This is a genomic window from Micromonospora sp. NPDC049366 (genome assembly GCF_044466625.1).
Classification (GTDB): Bacteria; Actinomycetota; Actinomycetes; order Mycobacteriales; family Micromonosporaceae; genus Micromonospora.
The window spans coordinates 62,353-86,486 of sequence record NZ_JBITMV010000013.1; the positions used below are offsets into that span (position 1 = coordinate 62,353).

The window sequence follows — 24,134 nt, forward strand, 5'->3', positions numbered from 1 at the left end:
CGGTCGTAGGTTTCCTGCACGCGACGGCCATGTGACCAGGGTCACCCACCGGAACCGTCGCCGGAGACCTCCGAGGAGATGGCGATGGCCGGGCAACCGCTCCTGTCGGCTCGCGGGCTGACCCGCGACTTCCGGGGCTTCCGGGCGGTGGACGGCGTCGACCTGGACGTCGCGCCGGAGAGCGTCCACGCATTGGTCGGCCCGAACGGCGCCGGCAAGACCACCCTGTTCAACCTGCTCACCGGCTTCCTGCGGCCCACCGCCGGACGGATCGAGCTGGCGGGCCGGGACATCACCGGGCTGCCCCCGGAGCGGGTGGCCCGCCTCGGCGTGGCCCGGTCCTTCCAGATCACCAGCCTCTTCCCGCAGCTGGGCGCGCGGGAACACGTCGAGCTGGCACTGCAGTCGTCCAGCGGCCTCGGGTGGCGGTTCTGGCGGTCCGCGAAGCTGATGCGCCGCTACCACGACCGGGCCGCCGAACTGCTGGACATGGTCGGCCTCGGCGCGCTCGCCGAAGCGCCCGCGGAGGCGCTGGCGTACGGGCGCAAACGGGCCCTGGAACTCGCGCTCGCTCTCGCCCTGGACCCGAAGGTGCTGCTGCTCGACGAGCCGACCGCGGGCATGGGCCTGGAGGACGTGGACCGCACCGTCGAGCTGATCGCCCGGGTCCGCCAGGGCCGGACCGTCGTCATGGTCGAGCACAACATGAGCGTCGTCGGGCGGCTCGCCGACACCGTCACCGTGCTCCAGGCCGGCACCGTCCTGGTCGAGGGCCCCTACGACGAGGTACGCGCCGACGAGCGCGTGATCACCGCCTACCTGGGAGCCGCCGATGCTGCGCATTGAGAACCTGTCCGCCTGGTACGGCGAGGCGCAGGTGCTGCGGGACGTCACCCTCGACGTCGCCGCCGGCGAGGTGGTCACCCTGGTCGGCCGCAACGGCGCCGGGAAGTCCACGCTGCTGCGCTGCGTGATGGGCCTGCACCCGGGCCAGCGGGGCACCGTCGAGTTCGACGGGCACGACGTCGGCCGGTTGCCGGCGCACCGGCGGGCCAGCCTCGGTCTCGGCTGGGTGCCGGACGACCGGGGCAGCTACGCCACGCTCAGCGTCACCGAGAACCTCACGCTCCCACCGACGGTCGGCCCCGACCCGTGGCCGCTCTCACGGGTGTACGAGGCGTTCCCCGCCCTGCACGCCCGGCGCGACTCGGCGGCCACCACGCTCTCCGGCGGCGAACAGCAGATGCTCGCCCTGGCCCGGGTGCTGCGGATGGGCGCCCGGCTGCTGCTCTGCGACGAACCGACCGAAGGGCTCTCCCCGTTGCTGGTGCGGCAGGTCGGCGACCTGCTGCGCGAGGCCAAGCGGCACGGCGTCACGGTGCTGCTGGTCGAGCAGAACCTGCACTTCGCCACCGGCGTCGCCGACCGGCACTACCTGCTGGCCGAGGGGCGCGTCGTGGAGGCGATGGACAACTCCGAGGTGCGCTCGCGGGAACGCGAGCTGCTGTCGTACCTCGGGATCTGATGTCGGAGCTGACCCCGCGCGTCACGCGCGGATGGAGGGAATGGCATGCGTAGGACCGTGGGTGTGGCCGCCGCGTCGGCCGTTGTGGTGCTGGTCGCCGGCTGCGGCGGCGGTGGCCCCCAGTCGGGCGGCGACCAGAAGCTGACCGGCGACAAAATCGTGCTGGGCGTGCTGAACGACCAGTCCGGGGCCTACTCGGAGCTGTCCGGCAAGAACTCCGTCACGGCCGTGGAGATGGCGGTGGCCGACTTCAAGGCCAAGCACGGCGACGCGGCGGTGACCAGGAACATCACCGTGGAGACCGCCGACCACCAGAACAAGCCGGACATCGCCAACACCAAGGCCGCCGAGATGTACGACCGCAAGGGCGTCGACCTCATCCTCGACGTGCCCACCTCGTCGGCGGCCGAGAAGGTGGCCGACGTGGCCAAGGAGAAGCAGAAGCTCTACTTCAACATCGGCGCGGCCACCACCACGCTCACCGGCGTGAAGTGCAACAAGTACACCTTCCACTACGCCTACGACACGTACATGCTGGCCAACGGCACCGGAAAGAGCACCACCGAGCAGGGCGCCAAGAACTGGTACGTGCTCTACCCGAACTACCAGTTCGGCCAGGACATGGAGAAGAGCTTCTCCACCGCCATCCAGGCGGCCGGCGGGAAGGTCATCGGTCGGGACGCGGCCCCGTTCCCCAACACCACCGGCGACTACTCGACCTTCCTGCTCAAGGCGCCGACGCTCAACCCGAAGCCGGACGTGCTCGGCACCATGCAGGCCGGCGCCGAACTGGTGAACGTGGTGAAGCAGTACAACGAGTTCAAGCTCCGCGACAAGGGCGTCGGCCTGGCCGTCGGGCTGATGTTCCTCACCGACATCCACTCGCTCACCCCGGCGGCGCTGGCCGGCACCACGTACACCGACGCCTGGTACTGGAACTTCGACGCCAAGAACCGGGAGTTCGCCGACCGGTTCCAGAAGGAGACCGGCACCCGGCCGACCTTCGCGCACGCCGCCAACTACTCGGCCGCCACCCAGTACCTTGAGGCCGTGCAGGCCGCCGGCACCGACGACGCGGACACCATCGTCAAGGGCCTGGAGGGCAAGACCGTCGAGGACGTCTTCCTGCGCAACGGAAAGATCCGCGCCGAGGACCACCGGGTCGTGCACGACGCGTACCTGGCCCAGGTGAAGCCGCAGGCCGAGGTCACCGAGCCGTGGGACTACGTGAAGGTCCTCAAGACCATCCCCGCCGCCGAGGCGTTCCGCGCGCCGAGCCCGGACTGCAAGCTGTGACCGGCTTTCTCCAGAACACGTTCAACGGGCTGGTGAGTGGGGCGTTCTACGCCCTGCTCGCCCTCGGGCTCGCGGTCATCTTCGGGATGCTGCGGGTGGTCAACTTCGCCCACGGCGCCTTCTACATGCTCGGTGCGTTCGGCGCGTACGTGCTGCTGACCGAGGCGGGCGTGCCGTTCTGGGCGGCGCTGGTCATCATGCCGGTCGGGCTGGGCCTGCTCGGCATGGCCCTGGAACGGGCCGTCATCCACCGGCTCACCCGCCTCGACCCGCTCTACAACTTCCTGCTCACCTTCGGGCTGACCCTGATCCTCCAGGACCTGGTGAAGCTGCGGTACGGCGTCCAGTCCAGCCCGTACGCCACCCCGTCGGCGCTCAGCGGCTCCGTCGACTTCGGGCTGTTCGACTTTCCCACCTACCGGGTGTTCATCCTCGGCTTCGCGGTCGCCGTCTGCGTCGCCGTGTGGTGGGTGCTGACCCGCACCCGGGTCGGCATGGTCGTCCGGGCGGCCACCGAGCGGCCCGAACTGACCCGCGCCTTCGGCATCAACGTCGGACGCTGGGTCACCCCCGTCTTCGGCTTCGGCATCGCCCTCGCCGGCCTCGCCGGGGTGCTGGCCGCGCCGATGCGGGCCGTCAACCCGCTGATGGGCGCCGACCTCATCATCGTGGTCTTCGCCGTGGTCGTCATCGGCGGCCTCGGCTCGATCTTCGGTTCGGTCGCCGCCGGCTTCGGCATCGGCCTCGTGCAGGCGTGGGGCGAGGCGTACCTGTCGAGCTTCCCGATCGTGTCCCAGACCATCGTGTTCATCGTGATGGCCGTCGTGCTGCTCTGGCGTCCGGCCGGGCTGTTCGGGCGTGAGGAGGCTCCGGCATGACCAGCACCGTCGACAGCCCGGCCCAGGCCGGTCGCCCGGCACCGCCGTCCGGCCTGGTCGCCGTCGCCCGCGCGCCCCGCTGGATCCGGTACGCGCTGCTCGTCGCCGGCCTCGCCGTCGCGCTGTGGCTGCCCAACGGGCTGTACGCGGCAGTCGCCGTCGACATCCTCTGCTGGGCGCTCTTCGCCGTCGCCGTGGACCTGCTGCTCGGCTTCACCGGGCTGATGTCCTTCGGGCACGCCGCGTTCTGGGGCACGTCCGCGTACGTCACCGGTCTGGTCGCGATCCACGCCGGCCTGCCGTTCCCCGCCGCAGTCCTGGCCGGGGCCCTCGCCGCGGCGGTCCTCGCCGTGCCGATCGGCTACCTCGCCGTGCAGCGGACCGGCATCTACTTCGCGATGGTCACCCTCGCGTTCGCGCAGATGGTCTACTACGTGGCCAACGAGTGGCGCTCGGTCACCCGCGGCGAGAACGGCCTCCAGGGGGTGCCCCGCTCGTTCTTCGGGCTGGACCTGAGGGACGACTACTACTTCTACTACGCCATCCTCCCGATCGTGCTGCTCGGCCTCGCCGCCGCGTGGCGGATCGTCAACTCGCCCTTCGGCCGGGTGCTGGTCGGCATCCGCGACAACCCGGCGCGGGCCCGGGCGCTCGGCTACCCGGTGCACCGCTACAAGCTCACCGCGTTCGTGCTATCCGGCTTCCTCGCCGGCCTCGGCGGGGGGCTCTTCGCCGTCGGGCACCGCTTCGTCTCCCTCGACGTGCTGCACTGGACGACCTCCGGCAAGGCCGTCATCGTCGTCGTGCTCGGCGGGATCGGCACCCTCTGGGGCGGCGTGCTCGGCGCCGCCATCGTCGTACGCCTGGAGGACTGGCTGTCCTTCTCCGGCTTCGAGGCGATCGGGCTCGTCACCGGCGGCATCTTCGTCCTGGTCGTCCTGCTGTTCCGGCGCGGCATCTGGGGCAGCGCCGTCGCCCTGGCCCGCCGCCGGATGCTCCGCCGGCAGCGCTGAGGGGGAGTGCGGAACGCCGCTGGCCGGCACCCCGGGTTCGGGGTGCCGGCCAGCGGTGTTTGCTCGTGTTGTTGGTGGTCAGCTGTTCCAGTGCTGGGCGACGAGGTCGGCGGCCTGCTGCTCCCACTGGGCGTAGGCGTCCGGGTAGGCCGACACCTGCACCGTCTGGGCGGCTTCGGTCAGCGGCATGTCCTTCCAACCGTCGACCTGCTTGAGGCCCTTGAGGAACGCCTGGGTGGAGTAGATCGGGTCGGTGATCTGCTCCGGGCTACCCCAACCGGAGGAGGGGCGCTGCTGGAACAGGCCCAGCGAGTCGTGGTCGTTACGGTCGCCGAGGTGGCCCAGGTTCTCCAGCTTCGACTCCTGCAGGCTCGTCGCGATCGAGATGACCGCGGCCCGCTCGTCCATGCCCGACTTCTTCGTGGCGGCGATGATCGCCTTCACATTGCCGGTCTGCTCGTCGTTGAGGTCGATCCGCGACTGCGCACCCTGCACGCCGTGCGGAATCAGCTTGCCCTTATCCACCTTGTCGGTCTGCACGACCGCCACCGGCTTCGCGTCCACCGCCGGGGTGGCGGCGTGCGCGGCGATCGGACCACCGGCGATGCCACCGGCGAAAGCCAGACCAGCGATACCAAGAACGCTCTTACGCATGATCGTGTTCATGTCAGAAGCTCCAATGTTCGGGGGTGGAGCCCCACACCAACCCTGGGGGGTGGGTCGATATCGGGGCGGCACCGAGGAACCGGCGCCCTGAAAAAAGGGGGAAAAGTCTTCGAGGGTTCCGGCGACCGGGTGGGCCGGGGGGCTCACCGCGCCGGGTCCATCTCCAACGACCGCCAGCCCACCACCATTCCCGGGGGCCAGCCGATCGCGTGGTCCATGTCCAACGACCCGCGCCCCGCCATCATTCCGGGGGCCCGCCGATCGCCAGGGTTCATCTCCAACGACCGTCGGCCCGCCATCATTCCGGGGGTCTGCCGATCGCCGGGGTTCATCTCCAATGACCGGGGCCGGGCCATCATTCCGGGCCCTCACCCGCACCCGCCAACCCGAGCGGGCCAGCAGGCCAGGGCTCCTACCTCGGCCGTCAGGGAGTGTTCAACGCCCCCGACCCGGCCACCATTCCGCGCCCAGGGTGGCCCCGACCACGGGACCCCAACCCCCAAACCCGCACACCCCACCCCACCCGAACCGCACAAACACCCCCAGCCGGCACCACCGGAACCGGCGACGCACGCAGATCTTGGACGATTGAGGCCCCCACAGGGGCCACAACCCACCAAGATCTACACGCCCGGCTAAACGACTACCCCGACCGCCACCAGAACCGGACATTAGCCCCGAAACGTGCCCGCCACCCACCGGGCGGTCCCGCACGCCGCTCCCCGCCCGCCGTGATCCACTCCGGTTCAGGGAAAGCGCGGTATCGAGCCGCGGCGGACACCGCGACATCATGGAAACGGAGTCGATCACGCTCGGTCCGGCGACCGCCTACCCCGCGAAATGGGAGACGGGGCCGATCACGCCAGGCCCGGCGACCGCCGACTCCGCGACGCGGGGGGAGACGGGGTCGATCGCGTGCGGTTCGGCAAGACCGCGACATGGCGGAGACGGTGCCGAACGCGCAGGGTGCTGGCGAGCGCCGATCCGGGCCGTCTCGCGGTCACCCGCCCGCCTCATGCGCGCGGCTCCTCGGGAGTTGACGGCGCAACCGAATCACCGGCCCGCAGGCGGGCGCGGGGCGTGCGCCTCGGTCGGGCTGCCGGGCGTGCGCCTCGGTCGGGCTGCGGGGTGCGCCTCGGCTGGGCCGCGCCGGGCGTGCGCCCTGGTTGAGGCGCGTCGGGCGTGATGCCGACCACATGCGATACGGACCGGTACCGTATCGTTAATGGCCGTCGTAAGCTGAGCACCGTTTACGAGTCTGCCCCGTATCGTATTTGCCGACGGGGTTACCGGGGGGAGAACCGGAAATGGAGATCCACGAGAACACGGGACACCCGAGGAGGTGGGCGATCCTGGGAGTGCTGGTGATCAGCCTCCTCGTGGTCGTCCTCGACAACACGATTCTGAACGTCGCGCTGCGGACGCTGGCCGATCCGGTGCACGGCCTGGGCGCCAGCCAGGGCGAGCTGGAGTGGGCGATCAACTCGTACACCCTGGTCTTCGCCGGTCTGCTCTTCACCTTCGGGGTGCTGGGCGACCGGGCCGGGCGTAAGCGGTTCCTGCTGATCGGCCTGGTGCTGTTCGGGTTGGCGTCGCTGCTGTCGGCGTACGCCCAGAGCCCCGGCCAGCTGGTCGCGGCGCGCGCGCTGATGGGCGTCGGCGGCGCGGCGATCATGCCGGTGACGCTCTCGATCATCTCCAACGTCTTCGACCCGCGGGAGCGGGGTCGGGCGATCGGGGTCTGGGCCGGCGCGGTCGGGCTCGCCGTCGCGATCGGTCCGGTGCTCGGTGGCGCGCTGCTCGAGCACTTCTGGTGGGGTTCGGTCTTCCTGATCAACGTGCCGGTCATCGTGCTCGGCGTGGTGCTGGTCGCGCTGCTGGTGCCCGAGTCGCGGGACCCGAAGCCGGGCCGGGTCGACGTGTTCGGCGTGGTGCTGTCGGTGGTGGGCCTGGTCGCGCTGACGTACGGGATCATCGACGGCGGCGAACACGGCTTCGACCGTCCGCTGGTGTGGGTGGCGATCGTCGGCGGTCTGGCGGTGCTGGCGTGGTTCATCGAGATCGAGCGGCGCAGCGACCACCCCTCGCTGGACGTCCGGTTGTTCAAGGTGCCCCGCTTCGCGGCGCCGGTCGCGATCGTCGGCCTGATCTTCTTCGCCGCTATGGGCGTGCTCTTCTTCGGCTCGTTCTACCTGCAGTTGGTGCGCGGCTACAGCCCGCTGGAGACAGGTCTGCTCTTCCTGCCGTTCGCCGGTGCCCAGCTGATCTTCGCTCCGCGCAGCGCGGCCATGGTCCGCAAGTACGGCGGTAAGGCCGTCGCGGTGGTCGGGCTGACGCTGACCGTGATCTCGCTCGCCGCGTTCGCGTTCATCGACGCGCAGACGCCGATCTGGGTCGTGCTGTTCTTCTACTTCATCCAGGGCGTCGGCATGGCCAACATCATGCCGCCGGCCACTGAGTCGATCATGTCCGCGCTGCCGCGGGAGAAGGCCGGCGTCGGCTCCGCGGTCAGCAACACCCTCCGCCAGGTGGGTGGCGCGCTCGGTGTGGCGGTGCTCGGTTCGGTGCTCTCCGCGGTCTACCGCAGCAACGTGGAGCCGTCCCTGGCCGGCCTGCCCGACCAGGCGCGGGAGGCCGCGAACGAGTCGATCTCCGGGGCGTACGCGGCGGCGGGCCAGCTCGGCCCGGCGGCGCCGAAGCTGCTCGCGGCGGCGAACGACTCGTTCATCACGGCCATGCACTGGGCGGCGGCGCTCTCCGCGCTGGTGGCCGCCCTCGGCATCGTCGTCGCGCTGCGCTGGATGCCCGGCCGGGCGGCGGCTCCGACGGCCGCCCGGACGGCCGAACCCGAGTTGGCCGGCACCGCTTAGGGTCGGGGACAATGTCCGACATGACCTCCACCGCTGATGCTCCGCGGTCGCCCGGGCGACCGCGGAGCACCCGCGCCGACGAGGCGATCATCGAGGCCACGCTCGACCTGCTCGCCGAGGGCAGCACCATCGAAACGTTGTCGATCGAGGCGATCGCCGCTCGCGCCGGGGTGGGCAAGGCGACCATCTACCGCCGCTGGTCCGGCAAGGACATGCTGCTGATGGACGCGCTGCGCCGGCTCAAGGGCGTCCTGCCGCAGCCGACGGGGCATTCCGTCCGGGACGACCTGATCCTGCTGGTCGGTGCGATCGGGAAGAACATCGACCCGCGCGCCAAGAAGATCATGCCGTGCCTGGTGCCGGAGGTGAACCGCAGTCCGGACCACTACCGGCTCTACCAGAACATCATCTCGCCCCGACGGCAGTTGATGCGCGAGGTGCTGGCGCGGGGCGTCGCCGAGGGCGTACTCCGACCCGACCTCGACATCGAGGTGACCATGGCCCTGCTCACCGGGCCGATGCTGATCCAGCGGGTGCTGCAGTGGAACCCGGAGCTGGACGAGCACACCCTGCCCGCGCAGGTCGTCGACACCGTGCTGGCCGGCATCCAGGCCCGCTGACCTCGCCTCGCCCGCGCCGGCCGGCCGGCGCGGCGCAAACGGCTCAGCCGGCGGAGTGCTCAGCCGGCGGGGGAGCGCAGGCGGTGCAGGCGCAGCGCGAGCTGCACCTCCAGCGCCCGCTCGGGCCGCTGCCAGTCGGCGCCGAGCAGCTGCCCGACCCGCTCCAGCCGCTGGGTCACCGTGTTCACGTGCACGTGCAGTTGCTCGGCGGCGCGGGCCAGGCTGCCACCCACCCCGAAGTACGCCTCCAACGTGCGCACCAGCGCGGTGCCGCGCCGGGCGTCGTACTCCACGACCGGGCCCACCGTCGCGGTCAGGAACGACTCCACGTCCCGGTCGCCCTCGTTGCCGACCGCGCCCAGCAGCAGTCCGACGAAGCCGAGCTCGGTGGTGCTCGCGCCCTGACCGGCGCGGCCCAACGCGCCGAGCGCGGTGAGGCAGCGGTCCGCCTCCCGGAACGTCGCCGCCAGGGACGCCGGCCCGGTGGCCGGGCCGCTCGCCCCGGCGGTCACCGGTCGGCCGGTGACCCGGGACAGGTCGCGGGAGACCGCCCGGGCGCTGCCGCCCGCGTCCTGACCGGGCAGCATCAGCACCACCCGGCCGTCGCGGGCCGCGGCCAGCCCGCCCCGGGTCGAGGCGTACGTGGTGGCCCAGCTCAGCACCCGCTGCCGCGCCGAGCCGGTGGCGGCGATGGCGTCATCGCCGACGGCCACCAGCACGTGCGGGGCGTCGAGGTCGACCCCGAGCCGTCGGGCGCGGCTGCGCAGCGCGTCGGTGTCCCGCAGCGGTCGGGCGATCAGGTCGTCGAGCAGCTCGCCGCGCACCCGGCCTTCGGCCTCGGCCACCGTCCGGCGGAACAGCAGCAGCAGCGCGGTCACCAGCGCCGCGCGTTCCAGGATCCGCTGGTCGGCGTCGACCAGCTCCTCGTCGGGGCGCAGTACCAGCGCGCCGAGGTTCTCCGCGCCGGCGACCACCGCGGCGTACCAGAGGGGACCCCGCCGGACGCTGCGCCCCTCCGTACGCGACGCGGCGACCGCTTCCACGATGTCCGACCGGTCCGGCTCGTCGATCTCCCCGACCCGGGCCAGCAGCCGCCCCTCCGCGTCCAGCGCCAGCAGCGCCCCGCCGAGCACCTCGGTCACCGCCGCGGCCACGTCCTCGACCCCGCCGCCACGCAGCACGAGGGCGGTCATCCGGTCGTGCGCCGCCGCGGCCCGCTCCACCGAGCTGCTGTGCGCCCGGATGGTCGTGTTCGCGGCGGAGAGCTCGGCGAGCGCCGAGCGGGTCTCGGCGAGCAGCCGGGCGGTGTCGATCGCGACCGCCGCGTGCGCGGCGAGCGAGACCAGCAGGGCGACCTCCTCGCGGGCGAACGGACGGGCCGACCGGTTCGCCGCGTAGAGCACGCCGATGGAGGTCGAGCCGAGCCGCAGCGGCACGCCGAGGATGGCCACCAGACCCTCCTCGCCCACCCCGGCGTCGATCTCCCCGGTGTGGTGGAAGCGGTCGTCGTCCGGGTAGTTCGCCGTCACGTACGGGGCGCCGGTCTGCGCCACCAGCCCACCCAGGCCCGCGCCCATGGGCAGTCGCAGCCGCTGGAACCGGGCGGACACCGAGCCGTCGGTGACCCGCATGTAGGTGTCGCCGCGCTCCTCGTCGTTGAGGGTCATGTAGGCCACGTCGGCGCCGAGCAGCGTCCGCGCCCGGTGCACGATCGCCCGCAGCACGTCGTCCAGGTCGCGGAGGCCGGCCAGGTCGCTGACCGTGTCGTACAGGCCGGACAGCTCGGTCTCCCGACGGCGCCGGCGCTCCAGCAGGGCGCGGACGCGCAGCGCGACGGTCTTCGCCTGCTCCAGCTCGGCGAGCTGGTCGGCGGGGAGGCCGGCGGCGCGGGCGGCCACCAGCGGACCCTCGAACTCGACCGCGGCCGCCTCTCGGGCGAGCAGTTCGAGGAACTCCACCGGCGAGGACATGACGCCCATTGTGCTCAGGGCCACTAGTTCGCCGTCCAGCCCCCGTCGAGCGCGATCGACGCGCCCGTGATGAAGGCCGCGGGCGCGGTGCAGAGGTACGCCATCAGCTCGGCCACCTCCGCCGGCTCGATGAGCCGCTTGATCGCCGCGCGGGCCAGCATGATCTTCTCGATGACCTCGGTCTCGGGGATGCCGTGGCTGGCCGCCTGGTCGGCGATCTGGCTCTCCACGAGCGCGGTGCGGACGTACGCCGGGTTGATGCAGTTGGCCGTGACGCCGTGCGCGGCGCCCTCCAGTGCGACCACCTTCGACAGCCCCTCCAGGGCGTGCTTGGCGGAGACGTACGCCGCCTTGTACGGCGAGGCGCGCAGCCCGTGCACGGAGGAGATGTTGATGATCCGGCCCCAGCCGTTCGCGTACATGTGGGGCAGCGCCCGCCGCACGATCAGGAACGGCGCCTCGACCATCACCCGGTGCAGGTACGCGAACCGCTCCGCGGGGAAGTCCGGCACCGGGGCGACGTGTTGCAGGCCGGCGTTGTTCACCACGATGTCCACGTCGGTGTCGAGCCGGTCCACCGCCTCGGCGTCGGCGAGGTCGACGCCCTCGGCCCGGCCGCCCGCCTCGGCGGCGACCGCCTTCGCCGCCTCGACGTTGCGGTCCACCACGAGGACCGAGGCCCCGGCCGCCGCCAACCGCAGGGCGCAGGCCCGACCGATGCCGCTGCCGCCCCCGGTCACCAGGGCGGTCCGACCACTGAGGTCGACGTTCACGACGTGGGGGACCGCCACGGGTTCTGCCGTCATGGCGCACAAAGTTACGAGTTGTGTGGCCGGGCGCACATGGGGCGACGACACATACTCGGCACCCAGTGTGTGTGGGAGCGCGGCGTGCCGGTGGCGCGCTGCGGGGGCGCCCGCCGACCCCGGCGTGTCCCGCCCGCCGCCCACTCCGGCCCATCGGTAGGGTGTCGAACACACGTACTGCTGACGGCTGGGGAGGAGGCGGCGTGCGCGTGCTCGGCGTCGACCCGGGGCTGACCCGGTGCGGGGTGGGTGTGGTCGAGGGTGTGCCCGGCCGGCCCTGCACCCTGGTCGCCTACTACGTGGTCTACACCGACCCGGCCGACGAGCTGCCCGTCCGCCTGCTGCACCTGGATCGTTCGCTGACGGAGTTGGTCGCCGAGCACCAGCCGGAGAGCGTGGCGGTCGAGCGGGTGTTCAGCCAGCACAACGTCCGCACCGTGATGGGCACCGCCCAGGCGAGCGGGATCGCGGTGCTCGCCGGTGCGCGCGCCGGCCTGCCCGTGCAGACCTACACGCCGAGCGAGGTGAAGGCGGCGGTGACCGGCTCCGGCCAGGCCGACAAGGCGCAGATCACCGCCATGGTCACCCGGCTGCTGCGGCTGCCCGAGCCGCCCCGCCCGGCCGACGCCGCGGACGCGCTGGCGCTGGCCATCTGCCACGTGTGGCGCGGCGGCACCCGCTCCAAGCTGGCCGCCGCGGCCGACCGCGTACGACGAGGAGGAGCCAGATGATCGCCAGCGTGCGCGGCGTGGTGACCGCGACCGGACCGGACCAGGCGGTGATCGAGGTCGGTGGGGTGGGCCTGGCGGTGCACTGCGCCCCGGCGACCATCGCGGACCTGCGGGTCGGCCAGCCGGCCCGGCTCGCCACCAGCCTCGTCGTCCGGGAGGACTCGCTCACCCTCTACGGCTTCGCCGACGACGACGCGAAGCAGCTCTTCGAGCTGTTGCAGACGGCGAGCGGGGTCGGCCCGCGGCTGGCCCAGGCGGTGCTCGCCGTGCACCCGCCGGACGCGGTCCGCAAAGCCATCGCCAACGCCGACACGGCCGCGCTGACCCGGGTGCCGGGCATCGGCAAGAAGGGCGCCGAGCGGCTGGTGCTGGAGCTGCGGGACCGGATCGGTCCGGTGCCGGTGGGCGCCGACGGCGCGGCCGGGGTGACCGGTGGAGCGTGGCCGGAGCAGGTCCGTCAGGCCCTCGTCGGGCTCGGCTGGACGGCGGGGCAGGCCGATCAGGCGGTGGCGGCGGTCGCGGAGACCGTCGACGGTCCCACCCCGCCCGTGCCGGTCCTGCTCAAGCAGGCCATCCGGCTGCTGGGCCGCACCCGATGACCGGTCCCGACGGCGGCCTGGTCTCGGCGTACGTCAACGACGCGGAGCGGGACGCGGAGGCCAGCGTCCGGCCGCGGCGGCTGGACGAGTTCATCGCCCAGCACCGGGTGCGTGACCAGCTCGACCTGCTGCTCAAGGGCGCGATGCGCCGCGGCAGCCCGCCCGACCACCTCCTCCTGTCCGGCCCGCCCGGCCTGGGCAAGACCACGCTGGCCAACATCGTCGCCGCCGAGCTGGGCGCGGGCATCCGGGTGACCAGCGGCCCGGCGATCGAGCGCTCCGGTGACCTCGCCGCCATCCTGACCAGCCTCGCCGAGGGCGACGTGCTCTTCATCGACGAGATCCACCGGATCGCGAAGCCGGCCGAGGAGCTGCTCTACAGCGCGATGGAGGACTTCCGCGTCGACGTGGTGGTCGGCAAGGGCCCGGGCGCGACCGCGATCCCGCTGGACGTGGAGCCGTTCACCCTGGTCGGCGCGACCACCCGCTCCGGCCTGCTGACCGGGCCGATGCGCGACCGGTTCGGCTTCGTCGCGCACCTCGACTTCTACGCCCCGGCCGACCTGGAGGCGCTGCTGCACCGCTCGGCGCGGATCCTCGCCGTGCCGATCACCGACGACGGCGCCGCCGAGATCGCCGGCCGGTCGCGGGGCACCCCGCGGATCGCCAACCGGCTGCTGCGCCGGGTGCGGGACTTCGCCGAGGTCCGGGCCGACGGCGTGGTCACGCTGGAGACCGCCCGCGCGGCCCTCAAGGTGTACGACGTCGACGCCCTCGGCCTGGACCGGCTCGACCGGGCGGTGCTGACCGCGCTGGTGGACTCGTTCCGAGGCGGCCCGGTGGGGCTCTCCACGCTCGCCGTGGCGGTGGGGGAGCAGCCGGACACGGTCGAGGAGGTGTGTGAGCCGTTCCTGGTGCGGGCCGGTCTGTTGGCGCGTACGCCCCGGGGGCGGGTGGCCACCGAGGCGGCCTGGCGGCATCTGGGCCGCACCCCACCGAATGGTACATTTGGTGCGGATGCCCCTCCCGCGCCCGATCTCTTCTCGACCGCGCCCGAGTAGCCGTGATCCGTTCGTGATCTGTGCCGCGTTCGGCGTTCCCAGGTGCAGCGACTAGACTCGCCGCGGTCTGTACAGGACGTGAGAATCCGCCTCCGCTCCGGCGCGCCCCGCGCCGGCAGGGGGGTCAATGGGAAGGTCTGTAACCGTGCATTACCTGGCAGCGGGCAGTGGGGGAGCGGGCGGTCTGACGCCGATCCTCATGATCGTTCTGCTCTTCGGCGTCATGTACTTCATGATGATCCGCCCTCAGCAGAAGCGCCGCCGTGAGGCTGAGGCGATGCAGTCCGCCCTCTCCCCCGGCGACGAGGTGGTGACCATCGGCGGGCTCTACGGCACCGTCACCGGTGTGGACGACGAGACCGTCCTGCTCGAGGTGGCTCCCGGCGTGCAGACCCGCTACGCCCGGCCGGCGATCGCCCGCGTGGTGACGCGGGCCGAGCTGCCGAGCGAGCCGGTCACCGAGGACGCGGACACCGTCAAGGAGTGACCCGCCTCCCGTCGGTCCGGCCGGTTCGTCCGACGGCCCGACGGGGTGGCGGTTGGGACGTGAAAACTGGATAGTCGGGTCGACGTCGGGCGTCGGCACACCCCCCGTGATCGGTCGGCGCCCCCGCGCCGGCCGTCGCGGCGCCGTGCCGCCGCCCGCCGGTGACCCGGGTGGACCGTCGGCCGGGCACACCGGCCGACCCGTCGCCGCCGGACGGCGGCGCGACTGCTACAGGGAGACAGGACAGCCGTGGCACCACCTCAGGGACAGATGCGCCCCGGCCGGCAGTTGGCCGTGCTGGCGGGCATCTTCGTCGTCCTCTATCTGCTGGTGTTCTTCTCGGGCGGCGCCAAGGGCAGCTTCACGGACCGGCTGGAGCCCCGGCTCGGCCTGGACCTGATCGGCGGCACCCGCGTCACGCTCGAGGCGAAGAACACCGTCGACGGCCGGCCCCCGACGGCGGAGAACCTCGAAGAGGCCCGCCAGATCATCGAGAACCGGGTCAACGCGTTCGGCGTTGCCGAGGCCGAGGTGGTCACCGAGGGCAACCGCAACATCGTGATCTCCCTGCCCGGTGAGAACCGGGACCTGACCAACGTGGGCAGCGCGGCCGAGCTGCGCTTCCGCAAGGTCCTCAAGGCCGCCGACGGCAGCGGTGCGGTCGCCCCGCCGGCCGCGACCCCGACGCCGTCGGGCAGCGCCACCCCGACGCCCTCGGGCAGCGCCACCCCGACCCCGTCGGGCAGCGGCGCGCCGAAGGCGACGACCTCCCCGTCCGGCGGTCAGGGCGGCATGGCCCCGACGCCGAGCGCCAGCGCCACCCCGACCCCCTCGGCCTCGGCCACGCCGAGCGCCGCGCCGACGCCGAGCACCAGCGAGGCTCCGGTGTCGGCCAGCATCGAGGAGCAGCGCAAGGCCGTCGAACAGAAGGTCGGCGCCGAGGCCTGGGCGGCGGCGAACGGCCTGCAGGGCCCGGCGGACCTCTACACCGACCCGTCGCTGGCCGACAAGCTCAAGCCGTTCGGCACGCTCAGCCCGCAGGAGGTCGCCGTCCTGCCGGCGCAGATGCAGTTCAACGTGCCGACCATCGGCTGCGCCCAGCTCGACAAGCGTCCGCCGGCGTCGATCTCCGACCCCAACCAGCAGGCCGTGGCCTGTGAGGACGGCGCCGCGAAGTACCTGCTCGACGTCGCCAAGGTGCTCGGCACCGACGTGAGCGGCGCCAGCGCGGTCATGGACCAGACCAGCTCCTGGGTCGTGAGCCTCGACTTCACCGGCAAGGGCCAGGAGAAGTGGACCAACCTGACCCGCGAGGCGTTCAACAACGAGGGACAGGCCTGCGATGCCTCGGCGCTGGGCTCCGACGGCAAGTGCCGGGTCGCCGTGGTGCTCGACAACGAGATCGTCTCGTCGCCGGAGATCCAGGGCGTGCTCACCGGTGATTCCCAGATCACCGGCAACTTCACCCAGAAGGACGCCGGTGAGCTGGCCAGCCAGCTGCGTTACGGCGCGCTGCCGGTGACCTTCGAGCAGCAGGAGGCGCAGAACGTCTCCGCTACCCTGGGCGCCAGCCACCTGCGGGCCGGTCTGCTCGCGGCCGGCATCGGCATGCTGCTCGTCATCATCTACGCGTTCTTCTACTACCGGCTGCTCGGCTCGGTGATCTTCCTGAGCCTGGCGCTCTCCGCGCTGCTCGTCTTCGGCGCGCTGATCGTGCTCGGCCGGCAGATCGGATTCACCCTGACCCTCGCCGGCATCGCCGGTTTCATCGTCTCGCTCGGTGTGGCGGCGGACTCGTTCGTCATCTACTTCGAACGATTGAAGGACGAGATCCGGGAGGGTCGCAGCCCACGCAGCGCGGTGCCGCGCGCCTGGGCCCGGGCCCGCCGGACGATCATCTCCGCGAACGCGATCTCGATCCTCGCGGCGGTGGTGCTCTACATCGTCTCGGTCGGCACGGTGAAGGGCTTCGCCTTCGCCCTCGGCCTGGCGACGGTGCTCGACCTGGTCGTGGTGTTCCTCTTCCGGCACCCGATCATGACCATGTTCGCCCGGACCAGCGCGTTCCTCTCGCCACGGGTCAGTGGCCTGGGCCGCGTCCTGCGGACGGCCGAAGCCGAGCGGGACACCACCCGCCCGTCCCGCGTGAAGGAGGCCTGACATGGCCGGTAGCGGTCTGGCCACTCGTCTCTACCGAGGCGAGGCCGGTCTCGACATCATCGGCAAGCGCAAGCTCTGGTTCGGCATCGCCGGGGCGCTGGTCCTGGTCGCGCTCCTGAGCTTCGGCTTCCGCGGCTTCACCCTCGGCATCGAGTTCGAGGGTGGCAACTCCTTCCAGGTCCCGGCCAGTGTCGGCACGCTGACCCAGGCCGAGGAGCGGGTCAACACCGTCCTCGCCGACGACGCCGGCGGCGTCGAGGTCGAGTCGGCCCAGACGGTCGGCGGCGGCAGCGGCGAGTTCTACGAGTTCCGCACCGCGGTGCTCAGCGCCGAGGAGGCCAACGCGGTCAAGGCCGGGTTGGCGCAGGAGTTCGGCATCACCGAGGACCAGATCAGCGCGAACCAGGTCAGCGCGGCCTGGGGTGGCCAGTACACCGAGCGCGCCCTGCTCGGTCTGGTCATCTTCATCGCGCTGGTGATGCTCTACCTGATCATCCGGTTCGAGTGGCGGATGGCGGTCAGCGCGGTCTCCTCGCTGCTGCTCAACCTCGTCCTCACCGCCGGCGTCTACTCGCTGGTCGGGTTCGAGGTCACGCCGTCGACGATCATCGGGTTCCTCACGATCCTCGGCTTCGCGCTCTACGACGTCGTCGTGGTGTTCGACAAGGTCCAGGAGAACACGCGGGGCATCACGGCGAGCAACAACCAGACGTACGGCGAGGCGGCCAACCTGGCCGTCAACCAGACCATCATGCGGTCGATCAACACCAGCCTGGTGGCGCTGCTGCCGGTCGGTGGTCTGCTCTTCATCGGTGTGCCGCTCGGCGCGGTCACCCTGAAGGACCTCGGCCTGGTGCTCTTCGTCGGCATGCTCGTCGCCGTCTTCTCGTCGATCTTCTTCGCGACCCCGGTGCTGGCGACGTTCAAGGACTTCGAGCCGCGGATCCAGGCCCACACCAAGCGGGTCCTGGCCCGTCGGGGCGCCATCGCCCGCGGCGAGATCGCTCCGAAGGGTGCCGCGCCGCGGCCCACCGGGGGTGGGGAGCCGGACGTCGACGTGGAGAACGCGGCGCTGGCCGGCGCGGCGCCGAAGGTCGGCGCGCGGCCGGCGGCCAAGCGCTCCGGCGGGGCCCGGGGCGGCCGCCCCAGCGGCGGCGGCGGAAACCGGCCGGGCGGCGCGAAGCGGCGCTGACCGGCCACCGGGCACCGACCCGGTAGGAGGCGACCTGACGGCGTCCTTCATGCTGTGCGAGCAGCATGAAGGACGCCGTCGTCGTCGGAAGGGAAACAGGACCTTGACGGAGACCCAACGCACCGAGGCACACGGGGACAGCGGGGCCGAGATGGCCCGCCTGGTGGCCAGCCGGGTGCTCGACGTGCCGGACTTCCCCAAGCCGGGCGTCGTGTTCAAGGACCTGATGCCGCTCTTCGCCGACGGGGGCGCGTTCCGTGAGGTGATCGACGGGATCGTGGCGTACCACGGGCGGGACTCGTTCGACGCGGTCGCCGGGATCGAGGCGCGGGGCTTCGTCGTGGCGGCGGGCATCGCGTACGCGACCGGGGTCGGGGTGGTGCCGATCCGCAAGGCGGGCAAGCTGCCGCGGCCGGCGTACGCGGCCTCGTACGAGTTGGAGTACGGCGAGGCCACCCTGGAGGTCCACCAGGACGCCTTCACCGCCGGGCACCGGGTGCTGGTCGTCGACGACGTGCTCGCCACCGGGGGCACCGCGGCGGCGACGCTGGACCTGGTCGAGCGGGCCGGCGGCACGGTGGCCGGCTTCTCCGTGCTGCTGGAGCTCGGCTTCCTGGGCGGGCGGGACCGACTCGCGCCGCGTCCGGTCCATGCCCTGCTGACCGTTTGACGGCGCCGACCGTCGGACGGACCCGGCGCGACCCGTCCGGCGGAGCGGCGGGGCACCGTCCGTGCGGGTAGCATTGCCCTTTGCTGACGCCGGCGGTACGCCGTCCGGCGGCACGAGACCAGGCCGACCGCGCACGGTCGGCGTGTTTCCGGCGAGCGGTAAGGAGGCCGGTGTCCCACGATGTCGTCCCTCCGATGGAGGGCACGGTGCACCCGACAGGCGACGCGGACGGCTCGGTGACCGACCGGAACGGTGACGCGACGGCCCGGGTGACGGGCTCTGGCAACGGCAACGGCGTGGCCGCCCCGGCGGAGGCCGTCCGTTCGGCGTCCACTCGTCCCATCGACAACGTGGTTGTCCCGCTCCGGCCCGACGAGTCGGCCGAGCCGGCGCCCAGCGCCGGTTTCGCCCTGTCCAGCGCGCCCACCGGCCGCCGGGTACGGGCCCGTCTCGCGCGCTTCAACGCCCCCTGGCAGACCTCACAGGTCAGCGAGGTGCTGGAGCCGCTGATCGCGACGCACCGGGAGAACCACCCCAAGGCCGACGCCCGGCTACTTCAGCGCGCGTTCGACACCGCGGCCCGTTGGCACTCGGGGCAGTACCGCAAGTCCGGCGACCCGTACATCACCCACCCCCTCGCGGTGGCCACCATCCTGGCCAACCTGGGGATGGACACCACGACGCTGGTCGCGGCGCTGCTGCACGACACCATCGAGGACACCGAATACACGCTGGACCAGATGCGCGCCGACTTCGGCGGCGAGGTGGCGTTGCTGGTCGACGGCGTGACCAAGCTCGACAAGGTCAAGCTGGGTGACGCCGCGAAGGCCGAGACCATCCGCAAGATGGTCGTGGCCATGGCGAAGGACCCGCGCGTCCTGGTGATCAAGCTCGCCGACCGGCTGCACAACATGCGTACGTTGACCTTCCTGCCCCGCCCCAAGCAGGAGCAGAAGGCCAAGGAGACGCTGGAGATCCTGGCGCCGCTGGCGCACCGCCTCGGTATGAACACGATCAAGTGGGAGTTGGAGGACCTCGCCTTCGGCACCCTGTTCCCGAAGCGGTTCGAGGAGATCAACCGCCTGATCGGCGAGCACCAGCCGCAGCGGGAGGCGCTGCTGCGCCAGGTGACTCAGAAGGTCTCCACCGACCTCAAGGCCGCCAAGATCAAGGCGGAGACGACCGGGCGGCCGAAGCACCTCTACTCGATCTACCAGAAGATGATCGTGCGGGGTCGCGACTTCAACGACATCTACGACCTGGTCGGTGTGCGGATCCTGGTCGACACGGTGCGCGACTGCTATGCGGCGTTGGGCGTGATCCACGCCAACTGGCAGCCGGTGCCGGGCCGGTTCAAGGACTACATCGCCATGCCCAAGTTCAACATGTACCAGTCGTTGCACACGACGGTCATCGGGCCCACCGGCAAGCCGGTGGAGATGCAGATCCGCACCTACGCAATGCACCGCACCGCCGAGTTCGGCATCGCCGCGCACTGGAAGTACAAGGAGCACAAGGGCACCCAGATCGTCGGCCCGCCGGCGCACATCGACGAGATGACCTGGCTGCGCCAGTTGCTGGACTGGCAGCGGGAGGCGGCCGACCCGAGCGAGTTCCTCGACGCGCTGCGCTTCGACCTGTCCAGCCAGGAGGTGTACGTCTTCACCCCGAAGGGTGACGTCATCCCGCTGCCGACCGGGTCGACGCCGGTGGACTTCGCGTACGCGGTGCACACCGAGGTCGGGCACAAGTGCATCGGCGCCCGGGTCAACGGCAAGCTGGTGCCGCTGGAGTCGACGCTCTCCAACGGCGACGTGATCGAGATCTTCACCTCGAAGTCCGACACCGCCGGCCCCACCCAGGACTGGTTGGGCTTCGTCAAGAGCCCGCGGGCGCGGACGAAGATTCGGCAGTACTTCAACAAGGAGCGGCGCGAGGAGGCGATCGAGGCCGGCAAGGACGCGATCGTCAAGGCGATGCGCAAGCAGGGCATGCCCCTGCAGCGCATGCTCACCTCCGACGCGTTGATGGCGATCGCCCGGGACCTGCACCTCGCCGACGTCGCCTCGCTCTACGCGGCGGTCGGCGACAGCCAGGTCAGCGCCCAGTCGGTGGTCCAGAAGCTGATGGCCACCTACGGGGGCGAGGAGGGCGCGGCGGAGGACATCGCCGAGACCGCCGTCGCCACCCGGCCGCCGCGCAGCCGGGCGAGCAGCCACGACCCGGGTGTCGTGGTCCGCGGGGTCAGCGACGTCTGGATCAAGCTGGCCCGGTGCTGCACGCCCGTGCCGCCGGACGCGGTCTTCGGCTTCGTCACCCGCTCCGGCGGGGTGAGCGTGCACCGCGACGACTGCGCCAACGCCGAGGACCTGAAGGCCCAGGGCGAGCGGGTCGTCGAGGTGAGCTGGAAGTTGACCTCGGCCTCGACGTTCCTGGTCGCCATCCAGGTGGAGGCCCTCGACCGGCACAAGCTGCTCGCCGACGTCACCCGGGTGCTCTCCGACGAGCGGGTCAACATCCTCTCCGCCACGGTCACCACCACCCGCGACCGGGTGGCGGTGAGCCGGTTCAGCTTCGAGATGGCCGACCCCAAGCACCTCGGGCACCTGCTGGCCGCGGTCCGCAAGGTCGACGGCGTCTTCGACGCGTACCGGGTCACCTCCGGCGCCTGACGGGACGGCGGGGGTCGCCGGCGCGGCGCCCGCTCGCGCACGACGAGGGGCACGTCGCCGCCGAGGGACACCACGAACGAGAGAGGCGCCCGCCGGACCGGCGGGCGCCTCTCTCGTTCGTGCTGGGCTCAGCCCTGCGGCGGGCTCATGGTGAGCTTGTTGATGACGATCTCCTTCTTCGGGTGACCGCCCCCGGCCTGCTGGGCGAACGCCCCGTCGTCGCCGGCCTTGGCCACGTCCTTGACGATGTCCATGCCGCCGGTGATCGTGCCGAGCACCGTGTAGTTCGGGTCGAGCGGCGAGTCGCCGTAGACGATGAAGAACTGGCTGCCCGTGCTGCCCGGCTGGCCGGAGTTGGCCATCGCGATGACGCCCTCCGGGTAGGGGGGCCGCTTGTCGGTCGGCAGGTTCTCCTCGGCCATCCGGAAGGCCGGGCCGCCGGTGCCGTCGGTCTCCCGCCAGCCCTTGCCGGTGGCGCTCGGGTCACCGCACTGGAGCACCTTGATGCCCTCGGTCACCAGCCGGTGGCACTTGCTGTTGTCGAAGAAGTTCTTCTCCGCCAGGTGGGTGAAGGCGCCCGCCGTGCAGGGCACCAGCGACCGGTCGACCTTGGCCGTGATCGGCCCCAGGTTGGTGTCGATCGTCATGGTCTGGATGCCGGTGTTCGACTGCTCGTTGGCGGGCAGCCCGACGTCCTTGGTCTCCTTGGAGCGCTGGTCCGACGGGATCTCGTTGTAGGCGCACTGGGAGGCACCGCCCGCGGCGGTGTCGGTGCCGGTCTTGTCGTCGTCGCCGCCCAGGCTGGTGGCCAGCCAGACGGTGCCCGCCACCACGAGCAGCAGGGCGAGGGTCGCCCCGGCGATCGCCTGGGCCTGCCGGCGCTTGCGGGCACGGGCCGCGCGCTCGGCCATCTCCTTCTCCAGCCGGGCGCGTGCCGCCGCACGCTGCCGCTGCTGATCCCTGGTGGACGTCACGCCTGGATCCTCCTGGACTGTCTGTCTTCGGTGCCGCTGGGACTGTCGGGGGCGGCGGTCAGTTCGCGGCCGGGCTGGCCGGTGCGCCGGAACCGGTGGGCGCCGGCGCCGAGGCGCCGGTGGCCGGTTCGCCGACGGTGAGGCTCTTGATCACCACGTCGGTCTTGGGCTTGACCTTGGCCCCGTTCCCATTGTCCACGGTCGGCAGGGCGCCGATCTTCTCCAGCACGTCCAGCCCGCCGGTGACCTTGCCGACGATCGGGTAGACCGGCTTGGCCGGGTTGAAGTCCTTGAAGAAGAGCAGGAACTGGCTGCCGTTCGCGCCCGGCGGGTTGGCGATCATCGCCACGGTGCCCTTCGGGTACGCGGGCGGCTGGCCCGGGGCCGGGCTGGCGGACGGGCTGGGCTCCGGCGCCGTCGGCACGTTCTCGTCGAAGAACGAGTAGGTCGGGCCGCCCAGGCCGGTGCCGCTCGGGTCGCCGCAGCGCAGCGCGCCCTCGGCGGTGATCTCGTGGCACTTCGTGTTGTCGTAGAACGACCTGCTCGCCAGGTGGGCGATGCTCGCCGCCGCGCACGGGGCCGACGCGAGGTCGAGCGAGGCGGTGATCGGCGCGCCCTGATCGGTGGTCACCGTCATCGCCCGGGTGCCCTCGGTGGGCAGGCCGGTGGTCGCCGGGGTGCCGACGTCCTTGAGGTTGCTGTTCCCGGTGGCGTCCTGCGGGGTCCAGAGGCAGACCTCGTCGGCGGCCGTGTTCTCCGTCGGGTCGGAGTCGAAGGCACCGAGCGCCCACGCGGAGCCGACCACGATCAGCGCCAACACCAGGGCGGCGCCGATGCCGGCCTGGATCTGCCGCCGACGCCTGACCCGCGCGGCCCGGCGGGCCATCTGCCGGTCGAGCTTGGCCCGCGCGAGTTTGCGTTGCCGGTCCCTGCTGGAAGCCACCCGTGCTCCCCTTCCTCTACCCTGGTCGTCACCGGCGTCCCGGACGCGACGCGCCCGTGCGGGGCCAGTGCGCCACGCCACACGCCCGCCAGAGTGTACGGCCACCGGCTGTGAATGTCGTGTACGAGGTCGGAGCTGGGCTGATTGGAGTGCGTCACTGTTGCGCCCGGGGACGGGCGGGACGGATGGGTCCGCCGAATGCGGTCGCGGCGCCGGTTAGGCTGCTGGCAGGAACACCGCGGCTCGACGGAAGGGGAGCGGACGTGCTCGTGGCCGGCTTTCCCGCCGACGCCTTCGGCACCAACTGCTACGTGGTCGCCACGGCGCCGGGGGAGCAGTGCGTGGTCGTCGACCCGGGGATCGGGGTGCTCGACCGACTCGACGCCCTGCTCGCCGAGCACCGCCTGCACCCGGCCGCCGTGCTGCTGACCCACGGCCATATCGACCACACCTTCTCGGTGGCGCCGGTGTGCGGCGCCCGGGGCATCACCGCGTACGTGCACCCGGATGACCGGGAGCTGCTCGCCGACCCGGCGAAGGGGCTCTCCGCGGACCTGACCTCGCTCTTCGGCGGCCGGCTGACCTACTCCGAGCCGGACGACGTCGCCGAGCTGACCGACGGCGCCACGCTCGCCCTCGCCGGGTTGGAGATCACCGTCGACCACGCGCCGGGCCATACCGGCGGGTCGGTGCTGTTCCGGATGCCCGGCGCCGGCTCGCCCTGGGAGGCCGACGAGGTCTGTCTCTCCGGGGACGTGCTCTTCGCGGGCTCGATCGGCCGCACCGACCTGCCGGGCGGCAGCATGCCCGCCATGCTGACCAGTCTGCGGGACAAGATCCTCCCGCTCGCGGACGATACCGTCGTCCTGCCCGGCCACGGCCCCACGACCACGATCGGCCGCGAGCGCGCGACCAACCCGTACCTCATCGAGGTGGCGGAGTCCGGCCCCGCGCGCCCGGCCGCACCCAGCCGCGGTCTGTAGCCACCGCGACCCACGACC

The 24,134-nt window shown here is 71.8% G+C and carries 21 protein-coding genes; 16 read left to right on the forward strand and 5 right to left on the reverse strand.

Going from position 1 to position 24,134, the window contains the following annotated elements:
- The first annotated feature begins 84 nt into the window (after positions 1-84).
- The 5 genes from ACIBTV_RS19320 to ACIBTV_RS19340 are packed head-to-tail and all read left to right on the forward strand — an operon-like array spanning position 85 to position 4,712.
- Complete coding sequence (locus ACIBTV_RS19320) at positions 85-846, forward strand: ABC transporter ATP-binding protein (protein ID WP_396706634.1); 762 nt, start codon at positions 85-87, stop codon at positions 844-846.
- Positions 833-1,525: an ABC transporter ATP-binding protein gene (locus tag ACIBTV_RS19325; protein WP_396706636.1), complete on the forward strand. Its 693-nt coding sequence runs from the start codon at positions 833-835 to the stop codon at positions 1,523-1,525. Before ACIBTV_RS19320 ends, ACIBTV_RS19325 begins: the two co-directional genes overlap by 14 nt.
- Positions 1,526-1,570: 45 nt before the next feature.
- Positions 1,571-2,821: an ABC transporter substrate-binding protein gene (locus ACIBTV_RS19330; RefSeq protein ID WP_396706638.1), complete on the forward strand. Its 1,251-nt coding sequence runs from the start codon at positions 1,571-1,573 to the stop codon at positions 2,819-2,821.
- Complete coding sequence (locus tag ACIBTV_RS19335) at positions 2,818-3,699, forward strand: branched-chain amino acid ABC transporter permease (protein WP_396706640.1); 882 nt, start codon at positions 2,818-2,820, stop codon at positions 3,697-3,699. The genes ACIBTV_RS19330 and ACIBTV_RS19335 overlap by 4 nt, the downstream gene beginning before the upstream one ends.
- Positions 3,696-4,712, forward strand: a complete 1,017-nt coding sequence (locus ACIBTV_RS19340; RefSeq protein ID WP_396706642.1) for a branched-chain amino acid ABC transporter permease — start codon at positions 3,696-3,698, stop codon at positions 4,710-4,712. The genes ACIBTV_RS19335 and ACIBTV_RS19340 overlap by 4 nt, the downstream gene beginning before the upstream one ends.
- A 78-nt stretch (positions 4,713-4,790) precedes the next feature.
- Here the strand turns inward: ACIBTV_RS19340 and ACIBTV_RS19345 are convergent, their stop codons facing one another.
- On the reverse strand, positions 4,791-5,378 hold the full coding sequence (locus tag ACIBTV_RS19345) for a hypothetical protein (protein WP_396706644.1): 588 nt from the start codon (positions 5,376-5,378) through the stop codon (positions 4,791-4,793).
- A gap of 1,307 nt (positions 5,379-6,685) precedes the next feature.
- On the opposite strand from ACIBTV_RS19345, the gene ACIBTV_RS19350 reads away from it, so the two are divergent.
- Both ACIBTV_RS19350 and ACIBTV_RS19355 read left to right on the forward strand, forming a co-directional pair.
- Complete coding sequence (locus ACIBTV_RS19350) at positions 6,686-8,248, forward strand: MFS transporter (RefSeq protein ID WP_396706646.1); 1,563 nt, start codon at positions 6,686-6,688, stop codon at positions 8,246-8,248.
- Positions 8,249-8,259: 11 nt separating this feature from the next.
- Positions 8,260-8,868, forward strand: coding sequence for a TetR/AcrR family transcriptional regulator (locus tag ACIBTV_RS19355; protein WP_396706648.1), 609 nt, complete (start codon positions 8,260-8,262; stop codon positions 8,866-8,868).
- A gap of 59 nt (positions 8,869-8,927) precedes the next feature.
- Here the strand turns inward: ACIBTV_RS19355 and ACIBTV_RS19360 are convergent, their stop codons facing one another.
- Positions 8,928-10,847 (reverse strand): helix-turn-helix domain-containing protein, encoded by a 1,920-nt coding sequence (locus tag ACIBTV_RS19360; RefSeq protein ID WP_396706884.1) that lies wholly within the window; start codon positions 10,845-10,847, stop codon positions 8,928-8,930.
- 14 nt (positions 10,848-10,861) lie between these two features.
- Complete coding sequence (locus ACIBTV_RS19365; protein ID WP_396706650.1) at positions 10,862-11,644, reverse strand: 3-hydroxybutyrate dehydrogenase; 783 nt, start codon at positions 11,642-11,644, stop codon at positions 10,862-10,864.
- A 203-nt stretch (positions 11,645-11,847) separates the two neighbouring features.
- On the opposite strand from ACIBTV_RS19365, the gene ruvC reads away from it, so the two are divergent.
- From ruvC to ACIBTV_RS19405, 8 genes are all read left to right on the forward strand, one after another.
- Positions 11,848-12,375, forward strand: coding sequence for a crossover junction endodeoxyribonuclease RuvC (gene ruvC, locus ACIBTV_RS19370; RefSeq protein WP_396706651.1), 528 nt, complete (start codon positions 11,848-11,850; stop codon positions 12,373-12,375).
- Positions 12,372-12,974: a Holliday junction branch migration protein RuvA gene (ruvA, locus tag ACIBTV_RS19375; RefSeq protein WP_396706653.1), complete on the forward strand. Its 603-nt coding sequence runs from the start codon at positions 12,372-12,374 to the stop codon at positions 12,972-12,974. The genes ruvC and ruvA overlap by 4 nt, the downstream gene beginning before the upstream one ends.
- Positions 12,971-14,035 (forward strand): Holliday junction branch migration DNA helicase RuvB, encoded by a 1,065-nt coding sequence (gene ruvB, locus ACIBTV_RS19380; RefSeq protein WP_396706655.1) that lies wholly within the window; start codon positions 12,971-12,973, stop codon positions 14,033-14,035. The genes ruvA and ruvB overlap by 4 nt, the downstream gene beginning before the upstream one ends.
- Before the next feature lie 127 nt (positions 14,036-14,162).
- A complete protein-coding gene (gene yajC / locus ACIBTV_RS19385; RefSeq protein ID WP_396706657.1) occupies positions 14,163-14,522 on the forward strand; it encodes a preprotein translocase subunit YajC in 360 nt (119 codons plus the stop codon).
- Positions 14,523-14,771: 249 nt separating this feature from the next.
- Positions 14,772-16,682, forward strand: coding sequence for a protein translocase subunit SecD (gene secD, locus ACIBTV_RS19390; RefSeq protein WP_396706659.1), 1,911 nt, complete (start codon positions 14,772-14,774; stop codon positions 16,680-16,682).
- Between the two features lies 1 nt (position 16,683).
- On the forward strand, positions 16,684-17,874 hold the full coding sequence (gene secF / locus ACIBTV_RS19395) for a protein translocase subunit SecF (protein ID WP_396706661.1): 1,191 nt from the start codon (positions 16,684-16,686) through the stop codon (positions 17,872-17,874).
- 103 nt (positions 17,875-17,977) lie between these two features.
- On the forward strand, positions 17,978-18,544 hold the full coding sequence (locus ACIBTV_RS19400) for an adenine phosphoribosyltransferase (RefSeq protein ID WP_396706663.1): 567 nt from the start codon (positions 17,978-17,980) through the stop codon (positions 18,542-18,544).
- Positions 18,545-18,714: 170 nt separating this feature from the next.
- Positions 18,715-21,216, forward strand: a complete 2,502-nt coding sequence (locus ACIBTV_RS19405) for a RelA/SpoT family protein (protein ID WP_396706664.1) — start codon at positions 18,715-18,717, stop codon at positions 21,214-21,216.
- Between the two features lie 128 nt (positions 21,217-21,344).
- Here ACIBTV_RS19405 and ACIBTV_RS19410 read toward each other — a convergent pair whose 3' ends face one another.
- On the reverse strand, positions 21,345-22,190 hold the full coding sequence (locus tag ACIBTV_RS19410) for a peptidylprolyl isomerase (protein WP_396706666.1): 846 nt from the start codon (positions 22,188-22,190) through the stop codon (positions 21,345-21,347).
- A gap of 58 nt (positions 22,191-22,248) precedes the next feature.
- Positions 22,249-23,133, reverse strand: a complete 885-nt coding sequence (locus tag ACIBTV_RS19415; protein ID WP_396706668.1) for a peptidylprolyl isomerase — start codon at positions 23,131-23,133, stop codon at positions 22,249-22,251.
- Between the two features lie 263 nt (positions 23,134-23,396).
- On the opposite strand from ACIBTV_RS19415, the gene ACIBTV_RS19420 reads away from it, so the two are divergent.
- Positions 23,397-24,116, forward strand: a complete 720-nt coding sequence (locus ACIBTV_RS19420) for an MBL fold metallo-hydrolase (RefSeq protein ID WP_396706670.1) — start codon at positions 23,397-23,399, stop codon at positions 24,114-24,116.
- Positions 24,117-24,134: the final 18 nt, after the last annotated feature.

What these genes read in the sequence shown, in the direction of transcription:
- ACIBTV_RS19320 (WP_396706634.1), top strand. Translation starts at nt 85, where the DNA reads ATGGCCGGGCAACCGCTCCTGTCGGCTCGCGGGCTGACCCGCGACTTC.
- ACIBTV_RS19325 (WP_396706636.1), top strand. Translation starts at nt 833, where the DNA reads ATGCTGCGCATTGAGAACCTGTCCGCCTGGTACGGCGAGGCGCAGGTG.
- ACIBTV_RS19330 (WP_396706638.1), top strand. Translation starts at nt 1,571, where the DNA reads ATGCGTAGGACCGTGGGTGTGGCCGCCGCGTCGGCCGTTGTGGTGCTG.
- ACIBTV_RS19340 (WP_396706642.1), top strand. Translation starts at nt 3,696, where the DNA reads ATGACCAGCACCGTCGACAGCCCGGCCCAGGCCGGTCGCCCGGCACCG.
- ACIBTV_RS19345 (WP_396706644.1), bottom strand. Translation starts at nt 5,378, where the DNA reads ATGAACACGATCATGCGTAAGAGCGTTCTTGGTATCGCTGGTCTGGCT.
- ACIBTV_RS19350 (WP_396706646.1), top strand. Translation starts at nt 6,686, where the DNA reads ATGGAGATCCACGAGAACACGGGACACCCGAGGAGGTGGGCGATCCTG.
- ACIBTV_RS19355 (WP_396706648.1), top strand. Translation starts at nt 8,260, where the DNA reads ATGTCCGACATGACCTCCACCGCTGATGCTCCGCGGTCGCCCGGGCGA.
- ACIBTV_RS19360 (WP_396706884.1), bottom strand. Translation starts at nt 10,847, where the DNA reads ATGGGCGTCATGTCCTCGCCGGTGGAGTTCCTCGAACTGCTCGCCCGA.
- ACIBTV_RS19365 (WP_396706650.1), bottom strand. Translation starts at nt 11,644, where the DNA reads ATGACGGCAGAACCCGTGGCGGTCCCCCACGTCGTGAACGTCGACCTC.
- ruvA (WP_396706653.1), top strand. Translation starts at nt 12,372, where the DNA reads ATGATCGCCAGCGTGCGCGGCGTGGTGACCGCGACCGGACCGGACCAG.
- ruvB (WP_396706655.1), top strand. Translation starts at nt 12,971, where the DNA reads ATGACCGGTCCCGACGGCGGCCTGGTCTCGGCGTACGTCAACGACGCG.
- yajC (WP_396706657.1), top strand. Translation starts at nt 14,163, where the DNA reads ATGGGAAGGTCTGTAACCGTGCATTACCTGGCAGCGGGCAGTGGGGGA.
- secF (WP_396706661.1), top strand. Translation starts at nt 16,684, where the DNA reads ATGGCCGGTAGCGGTCTGGCCACTCGTCTCTACCGAGGCGAGGCCGGT.